10 protein-coding genes are annotated in these 15,702 nt (G+C 59.0%); all 10 read left to right on the top strand.

All coding sequences use genetic code 11. The features are described from left to right. The coding region (gene tssF / locus DEO48_RS10005) for a type VI secretion system baseplate subunit TssF (RefSeq protein ID WP_109845060.1) at positions 1-1,426 on the top strand (1,426 nt) is incomplete at its 5' end. Further along, positions 1,423-2,466 (top strand): type VI secretion system baseplate subunit TssG, encoded by a 1,044-nt coding sequence (gene tssG, locus DEO48_RS10000; protein WP_109845058.1) that lies wholly within the window; start codon positions 1,423-1,425, stop codon positions 2,464-2,466. The genes tssF and tssG, both read left to right, overlap by 4 nt. 38 nt (positions 2,467-2,504) lie before the next feature. Next, on the top strand, positions 2,505-5,120 hold the full coding sequence (gene tssH / locus DEO48_RS09995) for a type VI secretion system ATPase TssH (protein WP_109845057.1): 2,616 nt from the start codon (positions 2,505-2,507) through the stop codon (positions 5,118-5,120). 24 nt (positions 5,121-5,144) lie between these two features. Continuing rightward, positions 5,145-6,563, top strand: a complete 1,419-nt coding sequence (locus tag DEO48_RS09990) for a serine/threonine-protein kinase (protein WP_109845056.1) — start codon at positions 5,145-5,147, stop codon at positions 6,561-6,563. A gap of 65 nt (positions 6,564-6,628) precedes the next feature. Then, entirely contained in the window at positions 6,629-9,214 is a 2,586-nt protein-coding gene (locus DEO48_RS09985; protein ID WP_109845055.1) for a type VI secretion system Vgr family protein, read from the top strand. 1 nt (position 9,215) lies between these two features. Continuing rightward, positions 9,216-9,722, top strand: a complete 507-nt coding sequence (locus DEO48_RS09980; RefSeq protein WP_223825968.1) for a hypothetical protein — start codon at positions 9,216-9,218, stop codon at positions 9,720-9,722. A gap of 94 nt (positions 9,723-9,816) precedes the next feature. Next, positions 9,817-10,371: a hypothetical protein gene (locus tag DEO48_RS09975; RefSeq protein ID WP_258306089.1), complete on the top strand. Its 555-nt coding sequence runs from the start codon at positions 9,817-9,819 to the stop codon at positions 10,369-10,371. Between the two features lie 3 nt (positions 10,372-10,374). Continuing rightward, positions 10,375-11,451 (top strand): hypothetical protein, encoded by a 1,077-nt coding sequence (locus DEO48_RS09970; RefSeq protein WP_109845054.1) that lies wholly within the window; start codon positions 10,375-10,377, stop codon positions 11,449-11,451. A 75-nt stretch (positions 11,452-11,526) separates the two neighbouring features. After that, complete coding sequence (locus tag DEO48_RS09965) at positions 11,527-11,967, top strand: DcrB-related protein (RefSeq protein WP_109845053.1); 441 nt, start codon at positions 11,527-11,529, stop codon at positions 11,965-11,967. A 3-nt stretch (positions 11,968-11,970) separates the two neighbouring features. Continuing rightward, a partial coding sequence (locus DEO48_RS09960) for a DUF6531 domain-containing protein (protein WP_109845052.1) occupies positions 11,971-15,702 on the top strand: 3,732 nt, incomplete at its 3' end.

Below are 15,702 nucleotides of genomic sequence, written 5' to 3'. Positions count from 1 at the left end.
CGGCGTGCCCGCCGATCTGCCGCTGGCGCAGCTGGGGCTGAGCCAGCGGCAGATCGGCAGCGCCTTAAGGATCCGCATCGCCTGCGACGGCCCGCAAAACCTCGGACACCTGGATTTCGACCGCCTGGAATTTTTCCTCGGCGGTCCGGACATTGAAGCGCTGAAGCTGCTGGAGCTGGTGATGGAGCATCACGCCGGGATCGTCTGTCAGACGGTCAGCCCGCAGCCGCAGCGACAGCTGCTGGCGTCGGACGCGCTGCGCCAGGAGGGCTTTGAGCCTGACCAGGCTCTGCTTCCTGACGATCTGCGCAACTTTGACGGCTACCGCCTGCTGCAGGAGTATTTCGCCTTTCCGGCCCGCTTCCGCTTCATCAGCCTGAGCGGTCTGGGCACGCTTATCGAACGCTGTGAAGGCGAAAAAGCCTTCGACATCTTCATTCTGCTGGATAAGTCGGATGAACAGCTGGAGCGCGTGGTCGATGCCAGCCATCTGGCGCTGCACTGTACCCCGGTCATCAACCTTTTCCCAAAGGTCGCGGCGCGTCAGAAGCTGAATGAAGGCCAGCATGAATACCATCTGGTGGTCGATAACATTCGTCCGCTGGATTATGAAATTTACGCGGTCAAAAAAATCTATGGCAGCGCGGACGGCCAGCGCGATGACCAGACGTTTCGTCCATTCTGGAGCACCTGGAGCGGCGATGCGGGCAACTACGGGGCCTATTTTTCCCTGCGCCGCGAACAGCGCGTGCTGTCCGAGCACGCCCTGCGCTACGGCACACGTACCGGCTACATCGGTTCAGAGGTGTTTGTTTCGCTGGTGGATGAACAGCACGCCCCGTGGCAGGAAAACCTGCGCTATATCTCTGCCGAGGTGCTGTGCACCAGCCGCGACCTGCCGCTGATGCTGCAGCAGGAGCTCGGGCAGTTCATTATGGCCGACTCCATGCCGGTGAAATCCCTCACCCTGCGCAAAGGCCCGACGCCGCCGCGTCCGGCGCTGGCGGAAGGGTTCAGCACCTGGCGGCTCATCAGCCAGCTGCAGATGAACTACCTCAGCCTGATGGACAGCGAAAATGAAGACGGCGCGGCCGCGCTGCGCCAGCTGTTAGGGCTTTACGCCAACCTGGCAGAAACGCCCGTTGCGCGTCAGGTGGAGGGGGTACGCCACTGCGTGCTGGAGCCGGTTCACCGCCGCGTGCCTGAACCCGGCCCGGTCGTTTTCGCCCGCGGGATCGGCATTACCCTGACGGTCGATGAGCGTGCCTTTTCCGGCGCCAGCCCGTGGCTCTTTGGCAGCGTGATGGAACGTCTCTTTGCCCGCCTGGTGTCAATCAACAGCTTTACGGAGTTCACCCTGAAAAGTCAGCAGCGCGGCGAGATTGGCTACTGGGCGCCGCGCATGGGTAAAAGGGCGCTGATATGAGTGACGCTGCCACTGCACCGCTGCGCGTGCATCGCCTGACCCGGCTGCCGGACGCGTTCTGGCAAGGGGTTCGCGAGACGCCCTGGCGCTACGATCTGTTTCAGCTGTTAAGGCGCATTGATGCCCAGGGCGGCGAGCGCTACCCGCTGGGACGCGCGCCGCTGCCGAAATTTGAGCCGCTGCGCATCGGCCAGCAGCCGTCGATGAGTTTTGCGCCGTCGACGCTGGCTCAGGTACGCCAGCGCGAAGAAAGCGGGCTGCACGAGGTGTCTATCCTCAGCTTCGGCCTGTTTGGCCCGAACGGCCCGCTGCCGGTCCACATGACCGAATACGCCCGCGAGCGTATTTATCATCATCAGGACACCAGCCTCAGCGCGTTTGCCGACCTGTTCCATCACCGCCTTGCGCTGCTGTTTTACCGCGCCTGGGCGGATGCACAGCCGGCCGTCTCTCTGGATCGTGCCGACAACAGGCGCTTTGAGGGCTACCTGGCATCGCTGATTGGCATGGGCCAGCCGGGGCAGATGAACAAAGGCAGCCTGAGCTCGCATGCGCGATTTACCCACGCCGGACACCTGACCCGTCACGGGCGGGATCCGGAGGGGCTGGAGAAGATCCTGCGCAACTATTTTAAAGCGCCGGTTAAGCTGGTGAGCAACGTGCCGCAGTGGATGCCGCTTTCCACGCGCGAGCAGGCGCAGCTTGGCGCAGGGCGCCGCATGCCGCGCATGGGGGAATCCGCCTTTCTCGGCGTCGCCGTCCGCGACGTGCAGCACAAGTTTCGCATCGAAATTGGCCCGCTGAGCGCGGAGGAGTACAACCGCTTTCTGCCTGGAGAAGCGTGGGTCATCGAACTGCGCGACTGGGTGCGTCAGTACGCCGGGGTGGAGTTTGAATGGGAAACGCGGGTGATCCTGCGTGAAGACGCGGTGCAGGGCACCACGCTCGGCAGCAATGGGCGATTAGGCTATAACACCTGGCTGGGCCTTCAGCCGCAGCCTGTCCCGCGAGGCGATCTGGTGTATCGCGCAGAGCGGTAATCCTTCCGTATACCGAATCATTGTTAATGGAAACTAACATGTCAGAAATTAGCCGTGCCGTGCTTTTCGGCAAACTGGATACGCTGTTATTTACCTCTCTGGAAAGCGCCACTGCGTTCTGCAAGCTGCGCGGCAACCCGTACGTTGAGCTGGTGCACTGGCTGCATCAGCTGATGCAGCAGCAGGATGGCGATCTGCAGCAGGTCATCCGCCACTTTGCCCTTGATGAACAGCAGCTGACGCGCGATATCGTGGCCGCGCTGGACGTCCTTCCGCGCGGGGCGAGTTCCGTTTCCGATCTTTCTGAACATATCGACAGCGCCGTGGAGCGCGCCTGGGTGTTTGGATCGCTGAAGTTTGGCGTCAGCCGTATTCGCGGCGGCCATTTGCTGATCGGCATGCTTAAAACCTGGAACCTGGCCAACGTGCTGAAAAGCATCTCGTCGCAGTTCACCCGCCTTAACGTCGAGGTGCTGATTGAGCAGTTCGACGCTATCTGCGCCAACAGCAAAGAGACGCAGCAGGCCGCTGCCGCCGCAGACGCACCGGCGGGTGCGGTACCTGCGGCGCAGGGGACTCTGGCCCAGTACGGCCAGGACCTGACCGCCCGCGCCCGCGAAGGGAAGATTGACCCGGTTGTCGGGCGCGACGAGGAGATCCGCCAGATGGTGGATATCCTGATGCGTCGCCGCCAGAACAACCCGCTGCTGACCGGGGAAGCCGGGGTCGGGAAAACGGCGGTAGTGGAAGGGCTGGCGCTGCGTATTGCCGACGGCGACGTTCCGGAGCCGCTGCAAAATATTCAGCTGTGGCTGCTGGATATCGGCATGCTGCAGGCTGGCGCAGGCATGAAAGGCGAGTTCGAGGCCCGTCTGCAGGCGTTAATCAATGAGGTCCAGTCCAGCGCCACGCCGATCGTTCTGTTTATCGATGAGATCCACACCCTGATTGGCGCAGGCGGCCAGCAGGGAACCGGCGATGCGGCGAACCTGCTGAAGCCTGCCCTGGCGCGCGGTCAGCTGCGCACCATTGGCGCCACCACCTGGGCTGAATACAAAAAATACATCGAGAAAGACCCGGCGCTGACCCGCCGCTTCCAGACGGTGCAGGTTCACGAGCCGGACGAAGCGAAAGCCATTCTGATGCTGCGCAGCACCGTGTCGCCGCTGGAGACGCACCACCAGGTGCTGCTGCTCGACGAAGCGGTCAGCGCGGCGGTGAAGCTGTCGCATCGTTACATCCCGGCGCGTCAGCTGCCGGATAAAGCCGTTGCGCTGCTCGACACCGCCTGCGCCCGCGTCGCGGTCAGCCAGAGCGCGCCGCCCGCGCAGCTCGAAGAATGCCTGCGCCACCTTGCCGCGCTGGACGTGGAAATTGAGATTGCTGAACGCGAAGCGCGCGTGGGAGCCGGTGACGCCGATCGCGTGACCGCTTTACTCGCCGAACGCGACGCGTATGAAACAAAACGCGAAGCCCTGGTCCGGCGCTGGGAAGAAGAGCGCGGCCTGGTGCAGGAGATTATCCGCCTGCGCACGGCGCTGTTCGCGGCAGGCGATGACGATAGCGCCGAGCTGCGCGGCCAGCTGGCGGAACGGCAGCAGGCGCTGAACGCCCTGCAAGGCGATGAGCCGCTGCTGTTTGCGGCGGTGGATGAAAACGTGGTTGCTGCGGTGGTCTCCGACTGGACCGGGATCCCGCTGGGCCGGATGGTGAAAAATGAGATCGACGCGGTGCTCAACCTCGCCGACACGCTCAACCAGCGCGTTATCGGCCAGCGTCATGGTCTGGACCTCATTGCCCGCCGCGTGAAAACCTCGCGTGCGAAGCTGGACGATCCCAACAAACCGGTGGGCGTCTTTATGCTGTGCGGCCCGTCCGGGGTCGGTAAAACTGAAACCGCGCTGGCGCTCGCGGAATCCCTGTACGGCGGCGAGCAGAACGTTATCACCATCAACATGAGTGAGTTCCAGGAAGCGCACACCGTTTCCACCTTAAAAGGTGCGCCTCCGGGGTACGTAGGGTATGGTGAAGGCGGCGTGTTGACCGAGGCCGTGCGCCGCCGTCCGTACAGCGTGGTGCTGCTGGACGAAATTGAGAAAGCGCACCCGGACGTCCACGAGATCTTCTTCCAGGTCTTTGATAAAGGCTGGATGGAAGACGGCGAGGGGCGCCACATTGATTTCCGTAACACCATCATTATTCTGACGTCTAACGTCGGCACCGACCTGATTAGCGCCATGTGCGCCGATCCGGAGCTGATGCCGGAGCCTGACGCGTTAAGCGGCGCCCTTCGCCAGCCGCTGCTGGAGGTATTCCCACCGGCGCTGCTGGGCCGCCTGCTGGTGGTGCCGTACTACCCGCTCAGCGACGAGATGCTGGGGCAGATTGTTCGCCTGCAGCTCAAGCGCATTCAGCGTCGTCTGGAAGAGAATCACAGCATTATTTCTGAGTTTGACGACAGCGTGGTGGAACAGATTGTTCAGCGCTGTACCGAGGTGGAGTCCGGCGGCCGCATGGTGGATGCTATTCTGACCAACACCTTGCTGCCTCAGATGAGCCAGATCTTACTTACCGCCAGCCGCAGCGACGAGCAGTACCGACGTCTGCACGTCACCTGCGAGCAGGGCGAGTTTCACTGTCAGTTTGCCGCGTAATAATCATCAAGAGAACTGTAAAAGATGACGGATAATGATAACAATCGGACTGTCCCAAACGCGCTCCCGGTCGGGTACCGCTTCAACGAGTTTGAAATCAAAGAGGTGATCGGCGGCGGCGGTTTTGGCATCGTCTATCGCGCGTGGGATCACCAGCTCGAACGCACTATCGCTATCAAAGAATTTATGCCTTCCTCCCTCGCCGTGCGCGGCGACGACATGACCCTGGTGCTGCGCAGCGAGCGCTTTGGAAAAGCGTTTTCCGCAGGCCTGAACAGCTTCATCCAGGAAGCCCGTCTGCTGGCGCGCTTTAACCACCCGAACCTGCTGCACGTCCTGCGTTTCTGGGTACAAAACGACACGGCCTACATGGGGACGCTGTTTTACAGCGGCACCACGCTGTCGCGCCTGCGCGAGGAAAAGCCGGAGCTGATCAACGAGGCCTGGATCCGCCGCACGCTGCCGATGCTGTTCGGTGCGATCAAGACCATCCACAACGAAGGCTATCTGCACCGCGACATCTCGCTGGATAACATTCAGATCCAGGATAACGGCCTGCCGGTGCTGCTTGATTTCGGCTCCGCGCGCCGCACCATCGGTAACCTCTCCGACGAAACGGAAACCATGCTGCGCCCGGGCTTTGCGCCGATCGAGCAGTACACCGACGACAACGAAAGCGAGCAGGGCCCGTGGACGGATATTTATGCCCTCGGCGCGGTGCTGCGTACCCTGATTGTGGGTTCTCCGCCGCCGGTCAGCGTGGTGCGCTCAATTCAGGATACCTGCAAACCGCTGGTGGAAATCATGCCGCAGGGCTATTCCATCCCGCTGCTGCAGGCCATTGACCGCGCGCTGGCGCTGCACATGGAGGACCGTCCGCAGTCCATCGACGAGTTCGCCGCGCTGATTGAAATGCCGGTCGCGGGTATCAACGATGTGCTGGCGGCGAAAAAGCCCGGCACGATGCTGGTACCGGTGGAGGAGGAACAGCCGTCTTCGCTGCTCGACTGGCGCCGCTACAAGATCCCGGGCATGGTTGCCGCAGGCGTGTTGGTCGGCGTTGTCGCTGGCGCGATGCTGTTCAGCGGCGGCAAAGATGCACCAGAGCAGGCTGCACAGCCACCGGCAGAGACGCGTCCGACTGAGACCGCCGCAAACGCGCCGGACGTGAAGCCGGAAACGGCGAAGGTTAACGAGCAGGCGACGGCCCAGCAGACGCCACCGCCTGTCGCGAGCCCTGTTGCGTTGGTCTATATCCGCATCCTCGACGGCGAAACGCTAAAAGTAAACGGCGAGCCAAAAGCGCTGCGCCCGGGAACCAACGGCTATGCGTCGCTCAAGCTGCCGGCCGGCGAGGTGAAGATTGAACTCCAGGGCAACGGAAGAACGCGTGGCCAGACGCTGGATATTGCCAAGCCGGGCACCTGGCTGGTGAACCCTTAGAATTACGCTCAGTCACAGATGCGAAACTCTTTTCTGCATCGCATAAGCTAGATGGAATAAAGATTATGCTCAACCGAATTACCGTTCAGCTCCCGGTGGAGGGGCTTCTGTTCTGGAAACTGACGGGCCGCGAGGCGATGTCCGAGTCGTTCGCGCTGACGCTGACCGTGCTCGGCACGGACGCGCGCATCGACCGCAGTAAGCTGCTGGGCCAGCCGGTCACGGTGACCATCCCGACGCAGAGCCTGCTGACGTCCCGCTATGTTAACGGCAAGATTACCCGCGTGGCGGTCAGCGCCGTCGAGCTGACGGGCACCCGCTATGCGGTGTACCAGCTGACGGTGGAGCCGGACCTGTGGCCGATGAAGCGCGACCGTAACCTGCGTATCTTTCAGGGGCAGACGGTGCCGCAGATTGTCAAAACCCTGCTGGGTGAGCATCAGGTCAACGTTGAGGACAAACTCACCGGCAGCTACCGGGTGTGGGACTACTGCGTGCAGTATCAGGAGTCGAGCCTGGACTTCATCAGCCGCCTGATGGAGCTGGAGGGGATTGCCTATCACTTCAGCCACGAGGCGGACAAACATACCCTGGTACTGACCGACGCCGCCACGCAGCATCAGCCGTTCAGCGGCTATGAGGTTATTCCTTACCATCAGACGCCATCAGGCGGCAGTACGGATGAGGAGGGCATCAGCCAGTGGGCGCTGGAGGACAGCGTGACGCCGGGGATTTACAGCCTCGACGACTATGACTTCCGCAAGCCGAACGCGTGGCTGTTCCAGGCCCAGCAGAACCCGGCGTCGCCAAAGCCGGGCAGCATCGACGTGTACGACTGGCCGGGTCGCTTTGTCGACAAAGGCCACGGGGAGTTCTACGCCCGCATCCGTCAGGAGCGCTGGCAGGTTGAGCATCAGCAGATTCAGGCCACCGCCACGGCGGCGGGGATTGCGCCCGGGCACACCTTCACCTTAACCAACGCGCCGTTCTTCAGCGACAACGGCGAGTATCTGGTGACGGCGGCGGGTTACCACTTCGAAGAGAACCGCTACGCGAGCGGCGAGGGGGAAACCATTCACCGCACCGATTTTACGGTCATCCCGTCGGCGGTGGTCTACCGTCCGGCGCAGACAACGGCGTGGCCGCGCACCTACGGCCCGCAGACCGCGAAAGTGGTGGGGCCGAAGGGCGAGAGTATCTGGACGGACAAATACGGTCGCGTGAAGGTGAAGTTCCACTGGGATCGGCTGGCGAAGGGCGATGACACCAGCTCCTGCTGGGTGCGCGTGTCGAGCGCGTGGGCGGGCCAGGGCTACGGCGGGGTGCAAATCCCGCGCGTCGGCGACGAGGTGGTGGTGGACTTTATCAACGGCGACCCGGACCGTCCGATTATCACCGGGCGCGTGTACAACGACGCGAGCATGCCGCCGTGGGCGCTGCCGGCCGCGGCGACGCAGATGGGCTTTATGAGCCGCACGAAAGACGGTTCCGTCGACAACGCCAACGCCCTGCGCTTTGAGGACAAGGCGGGCGCAGAGCAGGTGTGGATCCAGGCCGAGCGCAACATGGACACCAGCGTTAAGAACGATGAAACGCACAGCGTCGGCGGGGCGCGCAGCCATTACGTGAAGAAAAACGAGCTGCATCGCGTGGAAGCGAACCAGACTCAGGCCGTGAAAGGTGGAACCGAGATCCTGACGGGGAAAGGCAAGCTGGACGCGGCGGTGGAGCAGTACGTTATAGCTTCCGGGACGAAGCTGCGGCTGGTCTCCGGTGAGAGCGCTATTGAGCTGAATGCTAACGGCAAGATTAACCTCATCGGCAAAGAGTTTAACTTCTTCGTGGAAGGGGATGGGTATATCACCACGGGCGGTAAGCTGCATCTGAATACCTCTGGCACCAAGCCGGGCACAACGGCGCCGGGATCAGGGCATAAAGGGGATATTGATGCGGCGGTGCAGGCGAAGTTTTCACCGCAAGAGAGCGCTAGTCGTCCTGCCCCTGCTGCGGCTCCAGCAGCAGGCCAATCGAAACCTGCTCCAGCTTCGGCGTCAACAACAGCCCCGCCTTTGAAAGGGAATTATGTTTATAAAAATAATCCGAATAGCTCAGACGTTATGCCTTTCAATGATGATGTTGTTAAACAAATCAACAAGTCACCGACCCTTCAAACTCAGCTAAAAGATTTGAAAGACAAGGGATGGGCGATTCAACCAGGTGCGACAGGAGGGGGAAGTTATACTGATTCGGATAATAAACTGATCGTTATGGATCCCGAACACATGGAAGACACGGCCAATACAGTACAAACACTGGCTCATGAAGCAGGGCATGCAACATATCCTGTTGCAGCGGACTATTCTAGTAAAGAAAATTTCGTTAACAGCCAGCTTATGGATGAAGGTGGTGCAACCTTGAATAATATAAAAATACAGCGTGAAATTCTGGGAAATGGCGGTATTGATATTGATATAGCAGGAAGCCCGGAAAATCTCAAAGCTTACAATGCAGCCTATGATAAAATGGTAAATGGAGAGCTGTCGCGGGTTGACGCTGCAAAAGCTATAGGTAAAGTCTACGGTAAAGGCGAAATAGCTTCGGGTACCGATCTCAATTACAGCGATTATTACGGGGGTTTCTATGGTAAGTAGAATGACAAAAAATACCATCCTCTTTTTGCTCCCACTATTTTCATCTTTTTCTTACGCAGGACAAACAAACATGAACCAAGATTCGTTATGGCATATTGTTAAAGAACTCAAAACAGTCTGGGGAAAACAGACCGAGGATGTCAGTAAACTTTTCCATCAACCACTGGTCCAAAAAAATCCAGAAGTGAAAGACCGTTATACGTCAGTTCCATTCACATTATCTGATGGAACACGTATCAGCGATTTAGATGTTCGTTTATGGGGAAACGGAGATAATAGTGTTTCACTTGTCTCGTTTGTAATCGAACAGCCTTGCATTACGCTCGAACAAGTCAAAACTCATTTCCCTGATGTTAAAATTTCTAACATTCCTCGTGGGAATACCGCAGGACAATCAGTTGGATACCGAACCGTTGCTGATGAGAGAGGACTTGCATGGGCATTTAGTTTTCCGGTAATGAACCAGGAATGCCTAAATAGAGTCGTTATGTCGCGTTACGATCGTTAATAAGTGTTGTGTTTTCATGCCGGCACGGGTATTTCGCTGCCGGTTTGCAGTATTCGTGAAAAGCGTAATTTACATCAAGTTAGTGACGATAAACGTGAAAAAACACACGCCTATATTTCTTTGTTTTTCCCTGATGTTTAGTTGTCTGAGTAGCATTGTGGTTTTGGCAGAGGCTATGCCGCCCGTTCTGACAAAACAGGATTTTTCCGTCAAGGTTAAAGGCCAGCCTGTCGCATTAGGCGACAGATGGACTCCTGATATTGCCCGTAAAATTGACGTGCCGCTTGAAGGCCATTTTGTCGGTGAGGTTCCTTTTGACGGAACGAACTATAAATTCTACCAGCATCAAAAGGATGGTTTAAAAATATTCACTTCCAATCTTTGGTGGGATAAAGCTGAACGAAGCGTTGATGATTATATCGTCTCCCAGATTACGCTGACTGCCTCAGATATTTTAACGCCGCGTGGAGTTCATGTGGGTTCAACAATCAGAGCACTGAACAATGCATACGGCGATGGCCAGGTTGAAAATGATTCCGGGGAACAGTGGATTTCCTATGAATTGGGTAAGAAATTGCTCTCTTTTGAGGTTAAAGACAGTAAGGTTGTGAAAATAACGATGAATTACAACAATGATTCTCAAGAATAATTTATGACCAAAAAATATCTGGCAGTCGCATTGTTCACGGCTTTATTGACAGGCGTCGTTGAAGCGTCATCGGCGCTTGAATTATCGCAATACAATAAGCTCGATACGGTTAGCCGCATCGTTAACGACAGAGAAGTGACAGACAATCTCAGGGCGTTGCTGGGAAATCATTACCAGATCTTTATTGATAACTTTGATGTCTTCGGTGAACCGCATACCACCACAGGTGGAGGATTGTTTGTTGAAGGCTGGCTAAAAGATCTTTATCTGGAGAACGCATCAGCGCTGGTTATCAATCCTGACGGCAAAATCTTTGCGGCCTGGGTGGTTCCGGAGTCGGACGTTATACAATATCGGTCATCTGATAATAGCCCGGTTATTCATGCCGATATTCAGCAATGGGCCGCCAGATTCAATACGATGCAGTTTGCAAAAAGCAGCCAATCAGGCCTCGCGTTTGACGGGGAGTGGGCTGGAGAATCCGGGAGCGACTCGACGTTAACCCTGCGGTTAGCTGAATCAGGCAACCGTATCACCGGGTCTTATTGCTATATCTCCCAAAAAGGAAACCGCATAGATTGCCCGGAAGATGATGAGCGTAATCTTACCGGTACGATCGCTGGCAATCGCGCCAGCGTTGAATTCAACTCTTCATTTGGCGGCCCAGGCGGACGTGCTGTTCTGGAAATAAAGGGGGATGAAATGGAATGGCGTTTAGCTACTCCTCCTCAAAATGGACATTATTATGCTCCGCTGCGTTATACGTTACGTAAAGCCGCTTCGGTTCATAACGCTGAAACCAGAAAACTGGACACCGAAAAGTTCGCTATTTCGCTGATAAACAGGTGTGGTCATTTTGATAGCGAATGTGACCAGATGGTTTATCTCGGCGTGCGCAAAAGTGATAACAGTACGATCTCCTTAAAGGGAAAAACATTGCACGACTCCGCAGGTAAAATAATCGGCTCAACGTACAAGAATGGCGAGATCGTTTATACCGTGACGTATGCACCCGCGAAATTGGTTGTCAGCAAAGGCAGCCAGGTTTTAGTCGAACAGTCAGGTCAATGGCGTAAATAATAAAACAGCCAGCCAAAGGGCCAGCATGGATTGGCCTTTTTGTTTCTCACAATATTAATCATCCCGAGTTCACTTATGAAATACACCCTTCAGGAAGGTTCGTTTTCCGTTTTTCCTGCTGCCTGGCAGGATAACAGCATGAATATTATTCGCGATGACGAAAGCGGGCTGTCCGTGGTGGTCAGCCGCGGCGTTATCCCCGATGGCAGCGACTATGAACAAGAGTTCCACCGCCAGTGGGATGTGCTGCGTCCTCAGATGGGCGAAATTGCCCAGAGCGAATTCCGGAACGTAAAAGCCGGGCCTGACGGAAAAATTAACGGGCTGGAAGTTGAAACCACCTTTGACCGTAACGGGCAGCGCCTGTGGCAAAAACAGCTGGCCGTTCAAACGCCGGGCAAACCGGTATTGATGATTTTTACCCTCTCGGCACTCAGAGCCTTTACCGAAGAGGACGAGGTGCGCTGGAGCGCGCTTAAGCAGAGTCTGACGCTAAACGACAACCGGAATGTGTAAGGCATGAGCGATAACAACGCGGCCCGTAAGGGCGACGAGATTATTCACTCCAGCATTTTTGCTGACATCACCAGCATTGTGGCGGAAGGCGCCGCCTATGCGGTGATCGGCGCGGCGGTAGGCGCAGCTGCAACCGTAGCGGCGCCATTGCTGGGCGCAGGGGCGGCCGCAGCGGGCGTGGCGGCAATAGGATCCAGCTGTCTGTTAAGCGGGATTATCGGTGGCGTGCTGGCGAACGTGGCGGGTATTACCGACGATATTAGCAACGCCGCTGAGGGGTTAGGCAATGCGCTTTTCCCGCCGTCGCCTGCGGGTAAAATCACTACCGGTTCCAGTAACGTTCTCACCAACGCAATCCCCGCCGCGCGCGCGGCAGGCACGCTGACGCCCGCCGATACGCCGTCTCCTGAGCCGCAGTCGCCGGGCAGCTTTGCCGATTACGCGGGCATGCTGCTATCCGCAGCCGGTCAGTTTGGTAGCGAAATGTGGCAGCCGAGCGTGGCCTCTGCCGCCGCGGGAACCTCGCCGCTGGAAGAAGACAAGGTGGCGTGCGAAAAGCACTCCGGACCGCAGTATCTGGCGGAAGGCTCTAAAAGCGTCTTCATCAACGGGCAGCCTGCGGTGCGTGCCAAAGATCGCACCACCTGCGAAGGCACCGTTTCCGACGACGTCTCCCCGAACGTGATCATCGGAGGCGACACGCTCACGGTCCGCGATATCAAAAGCGGTAAAACGCCGGGTCTGGCGCTGGGGATGATTGCGCTCTCACTGCTGCGCGGGCGTCCGGGCAAGATCCTAAAAAACATGCCCTGCGCGCTGGCGGCAGCCGGCGGCGGGATGCTGGCCGATATGGCGGTGAATGCCGTGTTTGGCTCCTCGCACCCGGTTCATGCCGCCACCGGCGTGAAGGTGCTGAATGACGACGACGAGCTCGACTTCTCGCTGCCGGGGCGCTTTCCGCTTCGCTGGCAGCGCAGCTACAACAGCCTGACCACCCGGGAAGGGCTGTTCGGTCTGGGCTGGGCAACGACCTTTGACAGCTATCTCACGCTGGACGATAACAATGCCACCTGGTTCGACGAAACCGGGCGCGAGCTGAGCTTCGAGCTGCCCCCTGTCGACCGCGCGTTTTACAGCATCAGCGAAGGCATTATCATCCGCCGTAATGAGAACGGCGACGTGGCGATTGCCGACGATGACGGCGCGGTGTGGCGTCTGTATAAATCGACCCGGGCGAATCCATCCATCCTGCGTCTGGCCTCCCTTAGCGATGAATACGGCAACGCGCTGCTGACGGAGTGGGACGAGCACGGCAGGCTGGTCGGCCTTCACGACGAGCCGCGGGCGATAGACGTCACTCTGCGCTATGAAGATGAACGATTCCCGCAGCGCGTTACCGCTGCCAGCCATTTCGACGGTAGTCAAACCTGGCCGCTGATGCAGTGGGGCTACGACGCGCGCGGCCAGCTGGCGAGCGCGACGGATGCCTCCGGCGTGGTAACGCGTGAATACCGCTATAACGAACACGGGCTGATGGTCTGGCACCGGATGCCGGGCGGTCTGGAGAGCGAATACCGCTGGAAAAAATTCGATCACTGGCGCGTGGTGGAAAACCGCACCAGCACCGGGGACGGGTGCCGCTTTAGCTACGATTTAGCCGCTGGGCTGACGACCGTCGAGCACTACGACGGCCAGACGCGCCGGCACTACTGGAACGCGCAAAATCTGATCGTCCGCTACGTTGACGAGCGCGGTGAAAACTGGCGCTACGAGTGGGACGAGAACGAGCTTCTGACGCGTCGCATCGATCCGCTCGGAAACGCCGTCACCTTCGTCTACGACGAAATGGGCAACCGGGTTGAGGAGATCGACGCCGACGGCAATACCCGCACCACCACCTGGCTGGAGCATCGCGCGCTCCCCTCGTCAATCATTGAAGCAGACGGCAGCGCCACCCGGTTCTGGTACGACGAACACCACGGGCTGAAGCGCGTGGTGGACCCGATGGGGCAGACCACGCAGCTGCGCCGGGACGCGTTCGGCCAGGTCGTTGAAGAGGTTGATGCCGCCGGAAACAGCCGCTACCAGGAGTACAACGAGGCCGGGCAGATTGTCCGTTCGACGGACTGTTCCGGGCGTATTACCCGCTACCGCTATCACCCGTTGGGCTGGCTGGTGGCCGAGACTGGCGCCGACGGGGAAGAGACGCGATATCGCTACGACGCCGCAGGGCGTCCGGTGCAGCTCGATCGCCCGGAAGGCTGGACGGAATCGCTCAAATGGAACGAACGTGGCCTGCCGGTGAAGCATGCGGGCGCCGACGGTAAAGAGAGCGAGTTCAGATACGATGAGGCGGGGCGCTTAACCGCGACGCGTAATACCCAGGGGGAAGAGGTACGTCGCCGCTGGGACAGCCGCGGGCGTCTGATTACCCTGGAAAACGAAAACGGCGAAGCGTATCAGTTCCGCTGGGGCGCGGACTCGCTGCTGCTGGAAGAGGTGGGGCTGGATGGCGTAGCCTCGCAGTATCGCTATGACGCCTGCGGACGAACGATAGCGCGCACGTTTGCCGCCGGTCATCCGGAGGCCATCACCCACGCCTTCGCCTGGAGCGCGAGCGGCCAGCTGGTCGCTCGAACCACGCCGGAGGGGCAGACCCGCTATCACTACACGCCGTCCGGACTGTTAAGCCGGATTGGGCTGCATCCTGCGCTTGCAGCCGACGCGTGGACCACCGAGGCAGAGCAGGAGCTCGCCTTTGAGTATGACGCGCTCGGTCGCGTGACGCGCGAAGCGGGCGAGCTCGGCGAGCTGGCGTGGGAGTATGACGCGCTGGGCAACCGCACCTCCGTCACGCTTCCCGACGGCCGCGAGCTGAAGCAGTTCTACTACGGCAGCGGGCATCTGCTCAGCATTGCTCTTGATAAGCTGTCGGTCTCAGATTTTACCCGAGACGAACTCCACCGGGAGACCAGCCGCACCCAGGGGCTGCTGACCACCCGCAGCGAATACGATCGTCTTGGCCGACTGCATCGCCGTGATGTCTTTACCGGCAACGCCCAGCGCCCGTCGCCGCGCCGCTGGTCCCGCCGCTGGGATTACGACTACCGCAATAACCTGGTGCGGGAAGAGCGGGACGATAACCCCTTCAGCTGGTACCGCTGGCAGTACGACAGCGCCGGGCGTCTGCTCGTTCAGGACGGCACGCTGCCCGGACAGGAGCAGTGGCGCTGGGACGCTGCCGGTAACCCGCTGGAAGGATCTGCTGAGAAGGTCACGCACAACCGCCTGACACAGCTGAACGGCATTCGCTGGCGCTATGACATCCACGGCCGCACCGTGGAAAAAGATAACGGCCAGACCCGCTGGCACTACCGCTACGACGGTGAACATCGCCTGACGGAAGTTATCAGCCAGCCGCGGGATCGCAACAGGCCGCAGACGCAGGTCAGCTTCCGCTACGATCCGCTCGGGCGACGCATCAGCAAAACGCGACGCCAGATGCTGGGCGGACAGCCAACCGGCAAGCCGGTCACAACCCGGTTTGTCTGGGAAGGGTTCCGCCTGCTGCAGGAGGTGCACGGGGATGTGCCGCTGACCTACGTCTACAGCGACCAGGACAGCTACGATCCGCTGGCACGTATTGATGGCGTTAATGCTCCGGAGATCTTCTGGTTCCACTGCCAGCCCAACGGCACGCCGGAGCGGATGACGGATATCGAAGGGCAGGTGCGC

This window comes from Enterobacter sp. CGMCC 5087, assembly GCF_003144775.1.
Taxonomy (GTDB): Bacteria; Pseudomonadota; Gammaproteobacteria; order Enterobacterales; family Enterobacteriaceae; genus Enterobacter; species Enterobacter cloacae_M.
The sequence above is the reverse complement of the archived record's forward strand: the minus strand, read 5'-3'. Positions and strand labels throughout refer to the sequence as shown.

Bases quoted from the DNA above. Each gene is read 5' to 3' on its own strand.
- tssG (WP_109845058.1), top strand. From the start codon at position 1,423: ATGAGTGACGCTGCCACTGCACCGCTGCGCGTGCATCGCCTGACCCGG.
- tssH (WP_109845057.1), top strand. From the start codon at position 2,505: ATGTCAGAAATTAGCCGTGCCGTGCTTTTCGGCAAACTGGATACGCTG.
- DEO48_RS09990 (WP_109845056.1), top strand. From the start codon at position 5,145: ATGACGGATAATGATAACAATCGGACTGTCCCAAACGCGCTCCCGGTC.
- DEO48_RS09985 (WP_109845055.1), top strand. From the start codon at position 6,629: ATGCTCAACCGAATTACCGTTCAGCTCCCGGTGGAGGGGCTTCTGTTC.
- DEO48_RS09980 (WP_223825968.1), top strand. From the start codon at position 9,216: ATGACAAAAAATACCATCCTCTTTTTGCTCCCACTATTTTCATCTTTT.
- DEO48_RS09970 (WP_109845054.1), top strand. From the start codon at position 10,375: ATGACCAAAAAATATCTGGCAGTCGCATTGTTCACGGCTTTATTGACA.
- DEO48_RS09965 (WP_109845053.1), top strand. From the start codon at position 11,527: ATGAAATACACCCTTCAGGAAGGTTCGTTTTCCGTTTTTCCTGCTGCC.